The organism is Aminobacter sp. DSM 101952 (genome assembly GCF_001424795.1).
In the GTDB taxonomy this organism is placed as follows: domain Bacteria; phylum Pseudomonadota; class Alphaproteobacteria; order Rhizobiales; family Rhizobiaceae; genus Aminobacter; species Aminobacter aganoensis.
Genome location: NZ_LMCL01000001.1, coordinates 542165 through 559664 on the forward strand (window position 1 = coordinate 542165; position 17500 = coordinate 559664).

15 protein-coding genes and 1 pseudogene are annotated in these 17500 nt (G+C 64.3%); 7 read left to right on the forward strand and 9 right to left on the reverse strand.

Annotated elements, in window-relative coordinates:
* Positions 1-5: 5 nt before the first annotated feature.
* The 3 genes from rpoD to ASC75_RS26605 all read right to left on the reverse strand — a co-directional run bounded on the left by rpoD (position 6) and on the right by ASC75_RS26605 (position 4609).
* Entirely contained in the window at positions 6-2027 is a 2022-nt protein-coding gene (gene rpoD / locus ASC75_RS02615; RefSeq protein ID WP_055970274.1) for an RNA polymerase sigma factor RpoD, read from the reverse strand.
* 324 nt (positions 2028-2351) lie between these two features.
* Complete coding sequence (dnaG, locus tag ASC75_RS02620; RefSeq protein ID WP_055970278.1) at positions 2352-4307, reverse strand: DNA primase; 1956 nt, start codon at positions 4305-4307, stop codon at positions 2352-2354.
* A gap of 161 nt (positions 4308-4468) precedes the next feature.
* Positions 4469-4609, reverse strand: a complete 141-nt coding sequence (locus tag ASC75_RS26605; protein WP_244487746.1) for a hypothetical protein — start codon at positions 4607-4609, stop codon at positions 4469-4471.
* On the opposite strand from ASC75_RS26605, the gene ASC75_RS25065 reads away from it, so the two are divergent.
* The 5 genes from ASC75_RS25065 (at position 4574) to ASC75_RS02640 (ending at position 9059) form a co-directional block, all read left to right on the forward strand.
* Positions 4574-4786 (forward strand): BrnT family toxin, encoded by a 213-nt coding sequence (locus tag ASC75_RS25065; RefSeq protein WP_244487745.1) that lies wholly within the window; start codon positions 4574-4576, stop codon positions 4784-4786. The genes ASC75_RS26605 and ASC75_RS25065 overlap by 36 nt on opposite strands.
* Complete coding sequence (locus ASC75_RS02625) at positions 4752-5087, forward strand: BrnA antitoxin family protein (protein WP_055970280.1); 336 nt, start codon at positions 4752-4754, stop codon at positions 5085-5087. Before ASC75_RS25065 ends, ASC75_RS02625 begins: the two co-directional genes overlap by 35 nt.
* Positions 5088-5247: 160 nt before the next feature.
* A complete protein-coding gene (locus ASC75_RS02630; RefSeq protein ID WP_055970283.1) occupies positions 5248-6912 on the forward strand; it encodes a Na/Pi cotransporter family protein in 1665 nt (554 codons plus the stop codon).
* 224 nt (positions 6913-7136) lie between these two features.
* Positions 7137-8300: an amidohydrolase gene (locus tag ASC75_RS02635; protein WP_055970285.1), complete on the forward strand. Its 1164-nt coding sequence runs from the start codon at positions 7137-7139 to the stop codon at positions 8298-8300.
* 174 nt (positions 8301-8474) lie between these two features.
* Entirely contained in the window at positions 8475-9059 is a 585-nt protein-coding gene (locus tag ASC75_RS02640) for a glyoxalase superfamily protein (protein ID WP_055970288.1), read from the forward strand.
* 76 nt (positions 9060-9135) lie between these two features.
* Here ASC75_RS02640 and ASC75_RS02645 read toward each other — a convergent pair whose 3' ends face one another.
* Positions 9136-9585 carry a GatB/YqeY domain-containing protein gene (locus tag ASC75_RS02645; protein WP_055970631.1) on the reverse strand — a complete coding sequence of 150 codons (450 nt, stop codon included), beginning with the start codon at positions 9583-9585 and terminating at the stop codon, positions 9136-9138.
* Between the two features lie 289 nt (positions 9586-9874).
* Here ASC75_RS02645 and carA point away from each other — a divergent pair, with 289 nt between their 5' ends.
* On the forward strand, positions 9875-11077 hold the full coding sequence (gene carA, locus ASC75_RS02650; RefSeq protein WP_055970290.1) for a glutamine-hydrolyzing carbamoyl-phosphate synthase small subunit: 1203 nt from the start codon (positions 9875-9877) through the stop codon (positions 11075-11077).
* Between the two features lie 92 nt (positions 11078-11169).
* Here the strand turns inward: carA and ASC75_RS25070 are convergent.
* Positions 11170-11330: pseudogene (locus ASC75_RS25070) on the reverse strand (transposase); the annotation flags it as partial.
* Positions 11331-11604: 274 nt separating this feature from the next.
* On the reverse strand, positions 11605-13311 hold the full coding sequence (locus tag ASC75_RS02655; protein WP_055970292.1) for a DUF4365 domain-containing protein: 1707 nt from the start codon (positions 13309-13311) through the stop codon (positions 11605-11607).
* Positions 13312-13487: 176 nt separating this feature from the next.
* Here ASC75_RS02655 and ASC75_RS02660 point away from each other — a divergent pair, with 176 nt between their 5' ends.
* Positions 13488-13793: a hypothetical protein gene (locus ASC75_RS02660; protein ID WP_055970294.1), complete on the forward strand. Its 306-nt coding sequence runs from the start codon at positions 13488-13490 to the stop codon at positions 13791-13793.
* A 338-nt stretch (positions 13794-14131) separates the two neighbouring features.
* Here the strand turns inward: ASC75_RS02660 and ASC75_RS02665 are convergent, their stop codons facing one another.
* The 3 genes from ASC75_RS02665 to ASC75_RS02675 form a co-directional block, all read right to left on the reverse strand.
* Entirely contained in the window at positions 14132-15388 is a 1257-nt protein-coding gene (locus ASC75_RS02665) for a TCR/Tet family MFS transporter (protein WP_055970296.1), read from the reverse strand.
* A 208-nt stretch (positions 15389-15596) separates the two neighbouring features.
* The gene (locus ASC75_RS02670; RefSeq protein ID WP_055970298.1) at positions 15597-16517 is read right to left on the reverse strand and encodes an aldo/keto reductase; all 921 of its coding nucleotides are present in this window, start codon (positions 16515-16517) and stop codon (positions 15597-15599) included.
* Complete coding sequence (locus ASC75_RS02675) at positions 16518-17426, reverse strand: neutral zinc metallopeptidase (protein ID WP_055970299.1); 909 nt, start codon at positions 17424-17426, stop codon at positions 16518-16520.
* Positions 17427-17500 lie beyond the last annotated feature (74 nt).

The window sequence follows — 17500 nt, forward strand, 5'->3', positions numbered from 1 at the left end:
TTATGTCAGCTGTCGAGGAAGCTGCGCAGCTTGCGGCTGCGGCTCGGGTGCTTGAGCTTGCGCAGCGCCTTGGCCTCGATCTGGCGGATACGCTCACGGGTGACCGAGAACTGCTGGCCCACCTCTTCGAGCGTGTGGTCGGTGTTCATGCCGATGCCGAAGCGCATGCGCAGCACGCGCTCCTCGCGCGGGGTCAGCGAGGCGAGCACGCGCGTGGTGGTCTCGCGCAAATTCGCCTGGATCGCCGCATCGATCGGCAGGATCGCCATCTTGTCCTCGATGAAATCACCGAGGTGCGAATCCTCCTCGTCGCCGACCGGCGTTTCGAGCGAGATCGGCTCCTTGGCGATCTTCAGCACCTTGCGCACCTTCTCGAGCGGCATGGCGAGCTTTTCGGCCAGTTCTTCCGGCGTCGGTTCGCGGCCGATCTCGTGCAGCATCTGGCGCGAGGTCCGGACGATCTTGTTGATCGTCTCGATCATGTGCACCGGAATGCGGATGGTACGGGCCTGGTCGGCGATCGAACGGGTGATCGCCTGCCGGATCCACCATGTGGCATAGGTCGAGAACTTGTAGCCGCGGCGGTACTCGAACTTGTCGACCGCCTTCATCAGGCCGATGTTGCCTTCCTGGATCAGGTCCAGGAACTGCAGGCCGCGGTTGGTGTACTTCTTGGCGATCGAGATCACCAGGCGAAGGTTGGCTTCCACCATTTCCTTCTTGGCGATCGCTGCTTCGCGCTCGCCCTTCTGCACCTGGTTGACGATCTTGCGGAATTCCAGGATCGAGATCGCCGTTTCGGTGGCCAGGTTCTGGATCTCGGCGCGCAGGTCGCGGATCGCGTCCTTCTCGTTCTTGGTGAACTCCTTCCAGCCGCGGCTGGACAGGTTGGCGATCGAACGGGTCCAGTTCGGGTCGAGCTCGGAGCCCTGGTACTCGCGCAGGAATTCCTCGCGGCGCACGCCGTAGCTTTCGGCGAGGCGCAACAGCTTGCCCTCGTTCTGCACCAGCCGCTTGTTGATGTCGTAGAGCTGCTCGACCAGCGCCTCGATGCGGGCCTGGTTCAGCGACAGCGACTTCACCGCCTTGATGAGCTGGTCCTTCAGCTCCTTCAGGCGACGGTCCTGGCTCGGCGACAGCGTGCCGGCGGCGGCGAGACGGTTCTCGACCTGCTGGTCCTGCAGCTTGCGCAGCTTCTTGTAGGTGTCGGCGATGACGTCGAGCGTCTCCATCACCTGCGGCCGAAGCTCTGCTTCCATGGCCGCCAGCGACAGGCTGGCCTCGTCTTCGTCTTCTTCCTCTTCCTCGCCGCGGTTGTCGCCGCCGACATTGGTGACGTCATCCTCGTCGTCGCCACGGCGGCGACCGGCCTTCGGCTCTTCCTTCGGCTTGGCGTCTTCATCGACGCGCTCGACGATCGGCGCCTGCTTGGCCTCGGGGCCGGCATAGGTCGCTTCGAGATCGATGATCTCGCGCAGCAGGATCTTGGCTTCGTTGAGCTCGTCGCGCCAGATGATGATGGCCTGGAAGGTCAGCGGGCTCTCGCACAGGCCGGCGATCATCGTTTCGCGACCGGCCTCGATGCGCTTGGCGATGGCGATTTCGCCTTCGCGCGACAGAAGCTCCACCGAGCCCATCTCGCGCAGATACATGCGCACCGGATCGTCGGTGCGGTCGGTCGGCTCTTTCTTGGTGGTGGTCGCGGCGACGGCGGTGCCGGTCTGTTCGGCAAGCTCGTTGGCATCTTCCTCGGCATCGCCTTCGGCGGCCTCGGCTTCCTCGCCCTGCTCGTCGTCCTCGACCACGTTGATGCCCATGTCGGACAGCATCGCCATCGTGTCTTCGATCTGCTCGGAGGTCACCTCTTCCGAGGGAAGCACCGCATTAAGCTCGTCCATCGTGACATAGCCGCGCTTTTTCGCGAGCTTGATCATCTTCTTGACAGCGTCATCGGAAAGGTCGAGCAAAGGGCCGTCAGCAGCGCCTTCGCGTTCGGTCTCGACCTCTTCCTTTTCTTTTGTCGCCATTCTTTGCTTTCTCCAGGCGGCCCGTCAGCCGCTTAAACTCTCGGACAGTGCAAATCAGATGGCCTCATCCAACCTGCGCCTGAACTGCCAGTAGCTGCACCTGTGTTAAGTCCAGATTAACCCTGATATCTGTGGCGGATTATCTTCCTGTCCAGTGACAAGCACCCAATCCGCATTCTACAGGCCGTCGACACGACTGGCGGTCTGGCCGCCGGTTAACTTTTCGAATCGACCTGATTCCGTCATTCCGGCGGAAGGTCAAGCGCCTGTCGCATGATTCGCTGCAAAAAAGCGAATCAAATGCGGGATTTTCGCTCTCTCGCCCTAGTTTCGCCCGCCTCGGCCCGAGGACACACCGAAGCCTTCGATAAGCGCCTCGGTAGCTTGCACGTCATGAAACTGCGCCTGGATCTCCACCAGATGCCGATAGTTTTCGTCGGTCGGATCGGTGGCCAGCGCCGCCTCGGCCTGTTTCAGTTCCTTATGTAAGGTACGGGCGCTGCGGTGCAAGTGCAGCGCCTGCGCGAAGGCGTCGCGGGCATCTTCGAGTGCCGCGTCCTCGAGCGCGGTCCACTGCCGCGTCCGTCGCGCCAGCGCCACCGCCCGCTCCCACATCTCGGCACAGGAGGCGCGCTCGATCGCCGCCACCACTCCCTCGCGCGTGTTGGCCTCTCCATGCGCCATGGCATCGATCAGCACCGAATGCAGTTGCCGCAATTCGCCATGGCTGAGATCGAGCTTTTCGACATGGTCGAAATTCTCGTCGATCAGGGAGGGATGGTTGACCAGGGCCACCACGAGGGCCGCCTCGCGCAGCGGCATGATGCCGCCTGCCCGCTTGACCATCGCCGACCGTGCCAGGCTCTCCGACACGGCCAGCCTGCCTGCGGCGGCACCGCCGCCCTTGTTCCACTGGCCGCGCTCGTTGCCCTTGCCGAATCCGGGCTTGCCGAACGAGCCCTTGCCGCGGTCGCCCTGGCCCTGCTGCCGGCCGCGCTGGTTGCCGAAGAAACTCAGCACCCGTTCGCGCATCTCCTGCTGGTAGTGATAGCGGACGCTCTCGTCCTTGATCCGGCCGGTCAGTTCGCGCAGCGTCTTTTCGAGCTCGGCACGACGCTCGGGCGTATCGAACACGCCACCCGAGGTCTCGCGCATCCAGACCAGGTCGGACAAGGGCCGTGCTTCCGAAAGCACCGCGCGAAACGCCTCGGGCCCCTCGGCCTTGACCAAATCGTCGGGGTCCTTGCCCTCGGGCAGCAAGGCAAAGCGCGCCGTATGGCCCGGCGCCACCAGCGGCAGCACCATGTCGGCGGCGCGATAGGCGGCCTTGAGGCCGGCCTTGTCGCCGTCGAAGCACAGCACCGGCTCACCCGACATGCGCCACAGCAGCTCGAGCTGGTTTTCGGTCAGCGCCGTGCCGAGCGGCGCCACCGCATTGTCGAACCCGGCCTGGGCCAGCGCGATCACGTCCATGTAGCCTTCGACGGCGATCACCGCCCCGCCCTTCTGCAGCGCCTTGCGGGCGCGGGCGAAATTGTAGAGCACGTTGCCCTTGTGGAAGAGCTCGGTTTCAGGCGAGTTCAGATATTTGGCCGAGACTTCCGCCGACATGGCGCGTCCGCCGAAGGCGATGATGCGGCCGCGCGAATCCGGGATCGGGAACATGATGCGGTCGCGGAAGCGGTCGTAGGACACCGGCACGTCCTCGAACACGGTCAGCCCGCAGGCCTCCATCTGCTGCTTTTCGATGCCCTTGGACGCGAGGAATTCCTTGAGCGCATTGCGGCTGTCCGGCGCAAAACCGAGCCTGAACGTCTGCTGCGTCGCCGGCGTCAGCCCGCGGTCGCGCAGATAGGCCCGTGCCCGCGCGCCGTCCGCGCTTTGCAGCCGGTCCTCGAAGAATGTCGTCGCCAGTTCCATGACGTCGGTCAGGCTGGCGCGTTCCTTCTCGCGCCGCTCCTCATGCGCGTCGCGCGCCGGCATCGGCACGCCGGCCATCTCGGCGATGCGTTCGACCGCCTCCGGGAAGGTCATGCCGTCGAGGTCGGTCAGGAAGCGGAAATGGTCGCCCGACACGCCGCAGCCGAAGCAGTGGTAGCGGCCCTTGCGGTCCTCGCAGTGGAACGAAGGCGACTTCTCGCCATGGAACGGACAGCACGCCCAAAAGTCGCCGCGCGGCGCATTGGTCTTCTTGCGATCCCAGGTCACGCGCTGTCCCACCACGGCCGAAATCGGCACGCGGTCTCGTATCTCGCTCAAAAATCCGTCGGAAAAGCGCATCGGGTCCTGCTTGTTTGAAACTGATATAGGCCCTCGCCCCCTCCGACACGACTCCTATTCGCTCCCCGCCCACGGGCATGCCCGATGTTCACAGCTTGAACTCGGAACCAGGCAAGGATATATACAAGGCGTATATACAGACGACGCATGACGTATCGCCTTCACTCGATCAGAATGAGCATGTCATGCGTGTCGTCCATAAAGCGGAATTCGACGATTTCGAATGGGACCAGCACAAGGCCGAAACAAACTTCGGGAAGCACGGCATCACATTCGATGAGGCGGCAGTAGCCATTGTTCAACCTCACCTCGAACGTGAAAGCAACCGACAAGGAGAGCTACGAGTTCTTGCCATATGCCCTTCGTCTCGCCGGATTATTGCGGTTGTCTACACCATGAGGGGCCAAAAATGCAGGATCATTTCGGCAAGGGCCGCGCGAGACAATGAGCAAAGAACGTATCGTTTCCTATTCCCTTGAAGAGATCCGTGACAGGATCGCGCGTGGCGTGGCCAAGTCCGACTGGGCGCGCGTCGATGCCATGACCGACGCCGACATCGAAGCCGCGATGCGTTCGGATCCCGACTGGGCAGACCTAATGGACGTCGACTGGTCGGACGCCTCCGTGGTCTACCCTTTGCCCAAACAGGCGATTTCGATCCGCCTCGACAAGGACGTGATCGATTTCTTCAAGGGTACCGGCAAAGGCTACCAGACGCGTATCAATGCGGTGCTCCGCCATTTCATGCGCGAGACCAAGAAAGACAAGCAAGCAGGCTAGCCGCGCTAAGCTCGAATGTGTCGCCTCTTGTCGCCAATGCACACGCGTGCAATATAGACGAAAAATATTATCCGGCTAAGATAATCGGCATGGTCATGACAGTGATTCGCATCCGCGTCCTGCCGCTCGCAGCCGCCCCACGCTTCCGCCGGTGCAGCCGATGAGCGGCTCTGTCGTCCTGCTGCATCTCGCCGGCGCCGTCGCGCTACTGCTGTTCGCCACGCGCATGGTGCGCACCGGGGTCGAGCGCGCCTATGGCGACGTCCTGCGCCACAAGCTGCGCAATACCATGCGCAATCCGATCCTGGCGGTGCTGGCCGGTACGGCACTCGCCATCGCATTCCAGAGTTCCACCGCCGTCACCCTGCTCGTCGGCTCCTTCGCCGGGGCCGGCATCGTCAGCGGCATCGCCGGCCAGCTCGCCGTGCGCGGCGCCGAAATCGGCTCGGCGCTGGTCATCAAGATCCTGACCTTCGACCTGTCCTTGCTGGTGCCGATCTGCCTCGCCGCCGGCACCACCATGTTCCTGGCCACCGACCGCCGCAGCTGGCAGCAGACCGGCCGCATCCTCGTCGGCATCGGCCTGCTCGTGCTGTCGCTCGAAATGGTCGGCCAGGCCTCCGAGCCGCTGCGCGAAAGCAGGCTCCTGCCCGTCATCGTCGACTATTTCGCCGGCGACCCCGTCACCGCCTATCTGCTGGCGGCCATCGTCACCTGGCTGTTCCATTCCTCGATCGCCGCCGTGCTGCTGATCGTCACCCTGGCCGGCCGCGGCTTCGTGCCGCCCGAGCTCGGCATCGTGCTGGTGCTCGGCGTCAATCTCGGCAGCTCGGTCATCGCCCCCCTGCTCACCCGCAACGCCGAGCCGGGCGTCCGCGTCGTCCCCATCGGCAACCTCCTGATGCGCGGCGCAGGGTCGCTGGTCATGCTGGTCGCCTTCCTCTGGGCCAAGCCCTCGGTCGCCTTCCTCGGCGCCACCGTGCCCGACCAGATCATCAACGCCCATATCCTGTTCAACTGCATCATCCTGGTCGCCGGCATCCCGCTGGCAAAGCTGGTCTACAGCGCGTCGGAAAAGATCGTGGCGCTCGGCACCAAGGCCGGCCCGGCCAGGGACATGGCAGTCGCCGAACTCAGCGCGCTCAACGAGGCCGCCCTCGACACGCCGTCCCAGGCGCTGGCCAACGCCACCCGCGAGGTGGTGCGGGTCTGCGAAACCGTCGAGATCATGCTCCAGCGCATCATCGAGCTCTACGAAAAGCCCGACACCGACAAGATCGCGGCCCTCGCCTCGCTCGACGACCGCGTCGACCGCCGCCATGCCGCCATCAAGCTCTACCTCGCCAAGGCCACCATCCGGCCGATGACCGAGGACGAGGCGCTGCGCTGCCAGGAACTGCTCGGCGCCTGCGTCAAGCTCGAACAGGTCGGCGACATCATCGTCCGCAACATGCTCGCCCACGTCCAGAAGAAGCTCGACCGCGGCCTCGAATTCACGCCCGAGGGCTGGCGTGAGCTGACCAGCTTCCATGCTTCGGTCATGGCCAATGCGCGCCTCGCCTTCAACGTGCTGGTGTCGCGCGACGCCAACACCGCCCGCCAGCTCGTGCTCGAAAAGGACAGGCTGCGCGACGTCGAGAAAGAGACCAGCCAGAGCCACTTCCTGCGCCTGCGCGACGGCACCATCAAGAGCGTCGAGACCAGTTCCATCCACCTCGACACCATCCGCGACCTCAAGCAGATCAACTCCCTGCTCGCCTCGATGGCCTACCCCGTGCTCGAAGAGCAGGGCCTGCTGCGCGGCTCGCGGCTGAAGGCCAGCTGAGCGGCCCGGAAACCGGAGCGAAGCGCAGGTCTGTCCGGCACAGGCGAGCCGCCCGCAAGCTCGCAGGACTTGGGTTCCTCGCCCCCACGACGTGGGGGAGAAGTGGCACGGCGAAGCCGTGACGGAGAGGGGCCCTTTCTCATCCGCCCGCTGGCCCCAGCAACCGCCCTTGCCTGTCCCGCCTTTCCGGGCGAGGCTGCTCCCGACATCAAGGGAGCCAGCACATGGCCGCGCTCGACCACGACGCCCTCATCGCCGAGATGACCGCATGGCGGCGCGACCTGCATGCCCACCCCGAATTCGGCTTCGAGGAAAAGCGCACCGCAGCCTTCGTCGCCCGCAAGCTTCGCGAATTCGGCCTCGACGAGGTCGTCGAGGGCATCGGCGGCACCGGCGTCGTCGGCACGCTGCGCCGCGGCAGCGGCAACCGGGCCATTGCGCTCCGCGCCGACATGGACGCGCTGCGCATCGCCGAGCAGGCCGACCACGGCCACGTCTCGCAAAATCCCGGCGTCATGCATGCCTGCGGCCATGACGGCCACACCGCGATGCTGCTCGGCGCAGCCAGGATGCTCGCCGCCGACGGCGGCTTCGACGGCACCGTGCGCTTCGTCTTCCAGCCGGCCGAGGAATGGGGCAAGGGCGCGCTCGCCATGCTTGACGACGGCCTGATGAGCCGCTTTCCCTTCGACGAGATCTATGGCCTGCACAACATGCCCGGCCTGCCCGTCGGCCGTTTCGAGACGCGGCCCGGGCCGATCATGTCGGCGGAGGACAATTTCGAGATCGTGCTGCGCGGCCTCGGTGGCCATGCCGCCCGCCCGCATGGCGGCCGCGAGGTGCTCGTCGCCGCCTGCGCGCTGGTCACCAACCTGCAGACAATCGTCTCGCGCCGGCTGAGCCCGGCCGACATCTCCGTCGTCTCGGTCACCGAGCTGATCACCGACGGCACCCGCAACGCCCTGCCCGGCTTCGCCCGCGTCCTCGGCGATGCGCGCAGCTTCCGGCCCGAAGTCAGCGCTGCGATCGAACAGCAGATGCGCATCATCGCCGAGGGCACGGCACTGACCTACAATTGCAGCGCCGAAGTGACCTACACCAGGGAGTTCGTGCCGCTGATCAACGATGCCGACGCCACCGCGGCCGCCATCGAGGCGGCCAGCTCCGTCTTCGACCCAGGCGCCGTCAACGGCCATGGCGAGATCGTCACCGCCTCGGAAGATTTCGCCCGCTTCCTCGAACACGTGCCCGGCTGCTTCGCCTATATCGGCAATGGCGAAGGCTCGGCGCCGCTGCACAACCCGTCATTCGACTTCAACGACGACGCCCTGATCCATGGCGCCCGCTTCCACGCCGCCATCGCCCGCCACCGCCTGCCGGTCGCCTGACGCGGCGCGCTTGCGCGAATCGACCGCATTCGTAAACTTGGCCACGGCCGTGCAGCCTGCCGCTCGCTCCATCCGGATTGGTGAATGCACCACGAAGCTGGTTTGACCCTCATGGGGTGACCGTCAGCAATTGCGAGCACTGACGCCATTTGTCGCCCTCATGGGAACCGATCCATGCCGACACTGAACCGAACCAAACTCATGGCCAAGGAGCTGCGGGGCGCCTTGGCCGCGCAAGACGTGCATCTCTCGCACGGCGCCTGCCTCGAGATCGTTGCCCGCCAACTCGGCTTCAACGAATGGAACATCCTCAAGGCCGCATGCGATGCCGAGGTCGATCTCGCCATGGCAATCCTTGTCGAGCATGGCCGCGAGGAAGAAGCTGCCGCCTTCTACCAGCGCGCCTTCGGGGCCGTTCGCGGCGGGGCCTACATGTTCGAGGGCAAGCCGATCTCCATCGACCTCCGCATCGGCGACGTCGCCCTGCAGGTCGGCGGCGCCAATCCGCGCCGCGAATCCGAGCCGCAGCGCGGCGGGCCGTTCTTTCCCAAGGCCCACGGCGCGGTCAGCGCCGTCTTCATCCTTGATGTCGCCAACGCCGAAACCGCCCTGCAACGGGCGATCGGGGCCGGGGCAATCCTGCGAGGAGAGCTTGGCGTAGCAACCGACGGCCGCCGCGGCGCCACCGTGTTCGACCCGTTCGGCCACATCTGGGGACTGCGCGACAAGACGCCGACAAAGCTGCGTCGCGCCGCCTGAATCTCCCCTTATCCCCAAAACGAAGACGCCCCGCACAAGCGGGGCGTCTTATTTGCGGAAACTGGAGACCGTCGACCTACTGCAGCAGGTTCTTGACGATGCCGCTTGCCTTGCCGAAGTCCATCTGGCCGGGATAGCGCTCCTTGAGCGCGTTCATGCAGCGTCCCATGTCGCGCAGGCCGTCGGCGCCGACCTCGGCGATCACCTTCTGGGCGGCGTCGCGCACGTCGTCCTCGGCCATCTGCTTGGGCAGGAAGTCGCCGATGATGGCGATTTCGTCGCGCTCCTGCGCGGCCAGCTCCAGCCGCGCGCCTTCCTCGAAGGCCTTGGCCGATTCCTGCCGCTGCTTGACCATCTTGGTCAGGATCTGCAGGATTTCCTCGTCCGACACCGGGTCCTTGCCGGCACCGCGATGGGCGATGTCGCGGTCCTGGATGGCGGCCTGGATCAGCCTGAGCGTCGAGGTGCGGCGCTTGTCGCCGGCTTTCAATGCAGTCTTCAGCGCCTCGGCGAGCATCTCGCGCATGGCCATTACTCCTGAACGTGTCGCAAACAATAGCGCCGACCTGCCACAGTGGCAAACCGAATGACAATGGCCAACTTCCTGTTTTCATTAGGAAAAATAATTAGCCACGAATCCCGGACCGGTCATTGACCACCCGCCGGGGTTCGCTTATTGTCCGCGCCTTGCAAGGACTAGTTTGTTTTGTGCACGGGGCCCGCCTGACGGTGGTCGTCCGTGCTTTTCGCTGCGCGATATGGCCTCTCCCGAGCCATTTTTCAAGTCGCGGCGCCCGTTACGCAGGAGCATCGCCATGGCCTCAGAGACCGCCCCCTGGGCAACCGAAGTGCCGACCGCCGTTCTGGTGCTGGCCGACGGCACGGTGATTACGGGCCGAGGCCTCGGCGCCACCGGCACGGCCGTCGCCGAAGTCTGCTTCAACACCGCGCTGACAGGCTACCAGGAGGTCCTCACCGACCCCTCCTACGCCAGCCAGATCGTCACCTTCACCTTCCCCCACATCGGCAACATCGGCACCAATGACGAGGACATCGAGGACCTCAACCCGGCGGCCCGCTTCGGCGCGGTCGGCGCGGTGTTCAAGGCCGATGTCACCAACCCGTCGAGCTATCGCGCCGCCGGTCACCTCGACCAGTGGCTGAAGCGCCGCGGCATCGTCGCCATGTCGGGCGTCGACACCCGCGCCCTGACCGCGCTGATCCGCGAAAAGGGCATGCCCAATGCCGTCATCGCGCATGCGCCCGACGGCAAGTTCGACATCGACAACCTCAAGGCCCAGGCCCGCGCCTGGTCCGGCCTCGTCGGCCTCGACCTCGCCAGGGAAGTCACCTCCGGCCAGTCGTCGTCCTGGACCGAGACCCCCTGGGTCTGGAACGAAGGCTATGGCGAGCGCGCCGAAGAAACCATGCACGTCGTCGCCATCGACTACGGCGTCAAGCGCAACATCCTGCGCCTGCTCGCCGGCCTCGGCGCCAAGGTCACCGTCGTTCCGGCCAAGACCTCGGCCGAGGACATCCTGGCGATGAAGCCGGACGGCATCTTCCTGTCCAACGGCCCCGGCGACCCCGCCGCGACGGGCGAATATTCGGTCCCCGTCATCAAGGACCTGCTGAAGACCGAACTGCCGGTCTTCGGCATCTGCCTCGGCCACCAGATGCTGGCGCTGGCGCTCGGCGGCAAGACCGCGAAGATGCATCAGGGCCATCACGGCGCCAACCATCCGGTCAAGGACCACACCACCGGCAAGGTCGAGATCGTGTCGATGAACCACGGCTTCGCGGTCGACGCCAAGTCGCTGCCGCAAGGCGTCGAAGAGACCCACGTCTCGCTGTTCGACGGCACCAATTGCGGCATCGCGCTGGCCGGCCGGCCGGTGTTCTCGGTCCAGCACCATCCCGAGGCGTCGCCCGGCCCGCAGGATTCGCACTACCTCTTCCGCCGCTTCGCCAACCTGATCCGCGAACGCCAGGGCGAACCCGCCTTCGCCGAGCGCTGAGCCGCGACGGTCGAGAAACAAAGCCGCCTCCGGGCGGCTTTTTCTTTGGCCCGATCGGGCGATGCCCTGCCCCCATTCCAGTATTGTAGCAGTGGGCCGCACCTCTCCGGCAGATCGCGCCATGGCGTACCGGATCGCAGCACCCGGAAGATGCCGTTCGGCATGCGGCGGTCCACGCGCGGCACAGCACGGGGTTTATCGGGAAGAAGCGGTTCGATCACGCTCCATGCGGAGCCAGGTCATTTCGACTCATGCGCCGCCTGAATCAGGTTTCGCCACGACATGAAAGCCGCCATTCGGCTGCGGACCTCAATTGAGACGTTCGCGTGGAATATGAAAGCCCAAAAGCTGTCATCTACCTCCACCTCCACCGTGCGACAACAGCTCAACGCCCCAATTCAGACACTAGAGCGGTGCCTTCGTTGTCCTAAAGCGGTTGTCCGACTGGGACACACCCAGCCACTATGGGGTGGCAAGGCTCATAGAGCATAAAGCGCGACAGTCCATAGCAATGGCACGAATGACGGCTACGGGATCGTGTCGTTCGCAAATCCTGTCACCACGCGTTCCATGCTCTCTTCGACATCCGGCATCGGGTCTAGGATGCCGCGATGCAATTGCTTGAACATCGAAAACGCCTCAAGGCCCGTTTTTTCGACCGACACACGCATGATGTCTGTCACGAGGCCGGGAAGCCCATTTGCCATGCCGAAGGCAAGCGCATCGCACCAGCAATGGGGGTCATTGTTACGGATAAATGAAATCGCAATATGCGCCCATAGCGCTGTAGCCATATCCTGCTGGCGATGGGCATCTTCGCGCATTGCGAGTAGTGCATTGGACCGATCGACACTGGCGACGCCGACGCTCAATGTCCATTCGGCAAGGCAGGTTTTGAGCCGCGCCTCGGCGCCGATGGCGGTCTCCAATTGGGCCACTGGTGCTAGGGACTGCATCGCCTGGGCGAACTGGCCGGCCATAAGCTGGGCATCACCGAGGCAATAAATGGTCTGGAGGTCGAACCTTTTCTCCACCGCTCGCTCATAGAACCGCGCCGAGGCCCTGTAGCGTCCAGCCAGATAGAGCGTGCCTCCGACCTCTTTAAGATAGTAATGTCTGGCGAGGTAACCAGGGTCGTCGCGGCGCGCACCGTTATAGTAATGCAATGCCTGGCGGTAACGCCCCCTGTTCATGAGATGGTTTGCGAACGAGTAGCGTAGGGCCCCGACCGGCTCAGAGCGCTTTTCATGGGCTTCGATGGCAGCACTAAAGAAGTCAGCGACGGCGTCTTCGATGCCTTTGGACGCCATCATGGGTGACGCCATGACGAGGCGCAAAATGCCATGGCCCATGCCTTGACTATCGTGCAACCCGTTCAGCATCGCCAATTCGACTGCGGACCGTGGCTCTCCACTCCGGATCAGAGCAATCGCTGCGCTGCCCACTAGGGCGTCATCGCTGGATGTTGCCCTGATATCGAGACAGATCTGAGCAATGCGTGCGGCGTGGTAGGACTGATCCAGTTTCTCAAGCAGGGCCACCACCAGGTAAAGCCCTGTGTGCTCGAGGTTGATAATGTCATCTGGGTCGACTGCGGAAACCAGATTGGCAATGCCGGCAATCTCGGCCCTAAGGCTTGCTCCCATTAGCGTGAGGCCTATCGGAACCGATCGCGCGCCGTCTACCGCAAAGGGTATCCGTGCCCGCAAGCGTTGTGCCACGCGATTAAGCGCTAATGAGGCGTCGCTGGCGACCTTCAGGGGAAAGCTGGTCAGCCTTTCCTTCCGGCGCAGGAGGCGAATGGATTTCAGCGTGCGTTCAATCTGGGCCGGCGTTTCAGCGTCCCAAGTGTGAGCATCGGTAAAGTCGAGCGTGACCGTCTCTTTGCCCGGAATTACCGACTGCCGCGCCTCTTCCGCCCACATCCAGCGGAGCATATCGCTCGCCGCCAAATAAAGGATAACGATGGCCGGCGCGTCGAACGAGCCTAGGTAATTGAGGCGATCCGTCTTGATCCTCAGCTTGCGGCCGCTTGGAAGCTGCGCGTCGGTTGCCTTGGACTGGATATAGAACAGGTTTCCGGTGTCAGAAGCGCCTTCGGCAAGAATTTCGGCTTCGAAGTCGATGCCATAATCCTTGTCCTTGGCACGCAGTATCCAGCTCGGTCTCATCGAACTGCGGAGCCTGGTCTCCGCCAGATCCTCAAGAACATGAGACCGAGGCCGTCTGGGCATGAATGGGATGTCCTATTGTCGTTGCGAACTCAAGTCTTGCTGCCGCAGCCGAATACGGTCCAAAGCCTCTGCAAGAATAGAGGCTCAAATGCTAGATGTATCGAAGGTGGATGGCTCGGTCGAGCTTTACCAAAGGTTCTGCACATGCCGGGCAGCGCTACCGGCCTCGGGGCCGCATGATGCCATTTCATTGGCATATCACACCGGGCTCGATCGATAGCGCCTGGATGCCCTATCGCGAGATGCTTGGCGAATTTGCTAGTGATCTGGCCAATGACACCAACGCCATGACGTTAAATCTTCATCGCCTCCGCGCGTGGCAGGCGCTGCTGCCTGAATTAAACCAGGAGGAGATCATGGAAGCCAAAGTCGAGTTCATCGACAATCTGGCAACCGTTGCGCTGGGCGCGCCCTGTGCGATCAAAATCCCGCTTCGCCTAGGCCGCCGCGCATCTCTGCCACCAGGCTGGTGTTTGGCGTGAGCGGCATGGTTGTTCGGCAGGTCAGCAAGGACGGCAAGGTCGGCTACAGGTTTGGCGCGCAGGAGCCACTATCGCCGGCCCGGCATGGCGGACCTGCTCAAAGTCGAAACTGAAAGGCCTATAGGGCCTTTGAGACATTCCAGGTCTTGGTCAATGAACAGCTGGACGCCTTGTTTCCAGACCGGCGTCGGCTAGGCGTCCGCTAGCCCGCCGATGGGTCCGGAAAGCTGCCAGTTCGCTTTCGGCTCAACTTTGCCAGCCAAACGATGTCGGCTTTCGCTAAATGCAAACTGAAAGCGGACTGTCCTCTTTCCCACCCCACACCCGTCATTCCGAGTCTATGTATTCACGCTCTCGGCCTCGCTGGCGGCCTTTTGCTCCGCCGGCCTCTCCACCTTCAGCACGAACACCGCCAGCGCCATGGCGATGAAGATACCGCCCAGCACATAGGGCGCGCCGGCAAACGAGACCGGGGCGTTCGGCCCGGTGAACCAGGCGAAGATGCCGGTATAGAGCAGCGGCGTGATGATGCTGGTGATCGAAAACAGGCTGGTCATCGCGCCTTGCAGCTCGCCCTGCGCCGATGGCGGCACCTTGGCCGCCGCGAGGCTGCGCAGCGGCGGATCGGCAAGCGCCTCGAGGCAGGTCGCCACGATCACCGCATAGACCAGCCAGCCCTCCCAGGCCGCGGCATAGCCGAAGGCGGCGACGGTGGTGAACGCCAGGCCCACCGCCGCCGTGCGCCATTCGCCGAGCCGCGGTATGGCGCGCGGCAGCACCAGCGCCATGACCAGCGCCCCGCCGATGCCGAACACCCCGAGCGAAAAGCCGATCTGCTGCTCGCTCCAGCCGTAGCGGTAGCTGCCGACGAACGACCACACCGCCGGGTACATCATGTGGCCCAGCGTCATCAGGAAGAACACCATGCCGATCCAGCCGATGCCCTTGTAGTTGCGCATCTGCCGGAGCGCGCCCAGCGGGTTGGCGCGCTTGAGCTCGAACTTGCGGCGGTTCTCCCTGGTCAGCGTCTCCGGCAGGAAGAAGTAGGCGAGGACGAAATTGAGGAAGGCAAGGCCGGCGGCAAAGAAGAACGGCACCCGCGGTCCGAACCCGCCCAGCAGGCCGCCGAGCACCGGCCCGATCACGAAGCCGACGCCGAAGGCGATGCCGAGCAGGCCGAAATTCTTCGCCCTGTTCTCGTCGTTCGAGACGTCGGCGATGAAGGCCGAGGCGGTCGAATAGCTGGCGCCGCTGATTCCGGCCAGCACGCGGCCGATGAACAGCATCGCATAGGACCAGGCAAAGGCGCAGATCAGGTTGTCGATGGCGAAGGTCAGCACCGAGGCGAGCAGGATCGGCCGGCGGCCGAACCGGTCGCTCAGATTGCCCATCAGCGGCGCAAACAGGAACTGCATCGCCGCATAGACGAAGAACAGCCAGCCGCCTTCGATCGCCGCTTCGCTGATGCCGACGCCGGTCAGTTCCTGCAGGAAGGCCGGCAGCACCGGCATGATGATGCCAAATCCGATGACGTCGAGCAGCAGCGCCACGAAGACGAGCGCAAGGCCTCGTTTGGCGGTCTTTTCGTCAACCATGTCTAACCCACCTGGCTCAAGCCGCGCATCGCCGATGCGCGGCTTCAAGCTGTCGCAGCATGTCGTTTACCACCGCGGCCGGGGGCAGCAGCGGCGATATCGAACCGCCGGGGGCAGTGCGGAACGTCGCTTATATCAGCGGCAAGGATCAGGAACAATGCGTGAACACATCAAAATGTCTGATGTGTCCAGAGGCACGGACGGAACGTTACGGGACCGCCCTGCCCTCGCTCGCTTCGAGGATCGAGAACCATTGCTGGCGGTCGAGCGTGACGTCGAGCGCGCGCGCCAGCTGCGCCAGCCGCTCCGGCTTCATCGTGCCGAGCACCGGCACCAGCCGCGCCGGATGGCGCAGCAGCCAGGCGATGGCGACGGTGGCAACGTCGTGCGCGCCGGTCTCCGCCGCCGCCACGCTCAGCGCGGCCCGCACCTTGTGCTCGCGCTGGCCGTCGCCGGTGAACAGCGACCCGCCGCCCAGCGGCGACCAGATCATCGGTGCGTAGCGCAGCCTTTGCGCATGGTCGAGCCTGCCGTCCGTCAGCGCCGAGGTCTCCAGCACCGAATGCTCGATCTGGTTGGTGACGACAGGAAACGGCAGCCGCGACGCCAGCAGGTCGAACTGCGGCACCGTGAAGTTCGAGACCCCGACGGCGCGCACCTTGCCCGCCTGCACCACCCGCTCCAGCCCCGCCGCCGTCTCGTCGGCATCCATCAGCGGGTCGGGCCGGTGGATCAGCAAAAGGTCGAGATAGTCGGTGCCGAGGTTCTTCAGCGACCGGTCGACCGACGCCGCGATATGGGCGGCACCGGTGTCATAATGCTTCAGCCGGTTTTCCGGCCGCTGCGGCGATTTCAGCATGATGCCGCATTTGCTGATCAGCTCGATGCTGTCGCGCCGGCCCTTCCAGCGCGCCAGGCCTGCGCCGAAGGCCTCCTCGACCTGGTAGCCGCCATAGATGTCGGCATGGTCGAAGCTGGTGATGCCGAGCCCGGCCGAAATGTCGATCAGCCGGGCAACCGCGTCGGCGTCCCGCGTCGCTCCGCCGTCAAGCAGGCGCCAGGCGCCGAACACCAGCCGCGACAGCGACGGGCCGCCCGGCAAAAGTTCGATGCGCCTGTCCGCAGCCATTCAGATCGGGTTGTTGAAGGTGTCGCAGGACGACAGCTTGCCGCTCTTCAGGCCGGCGGCAAACCAGCGCTGGCGCTGCTCCGAGGTGCCGTGGTTGAAGCTCTCCGGCACGACATAGCCCTGCATGCGCTTCTGCAGCGTGTCATCGCCGATCTGCTGGGCCGCGTTCAGCGCCTCCTGGATGTCGCCGTCCTCGAGCAGGCCCTTCTGTGCGGTGTAATAGCCCCACACGCCGGCAAAGCAGTCGGCCTGCAGCTCGACGCGCATCGACATCTGGTTGGCGTCGGCCTCGCTCATCTGCTGCCGCATCTGGTTGAACTTGGGCAGGATGCCGGTCAGGTTCTGCACGTGGTGGCCGACCTCGTGGGCAATCACATAGGCCTGGGCGAAATCGCCCGCGGCACCGAACTGCTTGGCCAGTTGGTTGAAGAACGAGGTGTCGAGATAGACCTTCTTGTCGCCGGGGCAGTAGAACGGCCCCGAAGCCGACGAGGCGTAGCCGCAGGCCGAGGAAACCTGGCCGGAAAACAGCAGAAGCTTGGGTTCTTCGTACTTCAGCCCTTCGGCCTGGAAGATGCCGTTCCAGGTGTCTTCGGTCTCGGCCAGCACCGTCGAGACGAACTGCGTCATCTCGTCGTTTGCCGGCGCGCCGCCTTCGGTCACCTGGCCGCCGCCCGACCCCGAGCCGTCGCCGCCGGCCAGGATCTGCATCGGGTCGATGCCGCAGGCGCGCAATGCAAAGAACAGCACGACGAGAATGATGATGCCGGAAATTCCGCCGCCGCCGCCGATGCGCGGGCCCATCGGCAGCCGTCCGCTGCCGCGGCCGAAGCCGCCGCCCAGCCCGCCGCCGCCCTGGCCGCGCGCATCCTGCACATTGTCACTCTGGCGACGGCCTCTCCAACGCATGGGCATATCCCTCAATGTTCGTCGTCGCGGGCTTGGCTCCGCTCAGGGAGACAATTAGCCCAACGCTTGATTCA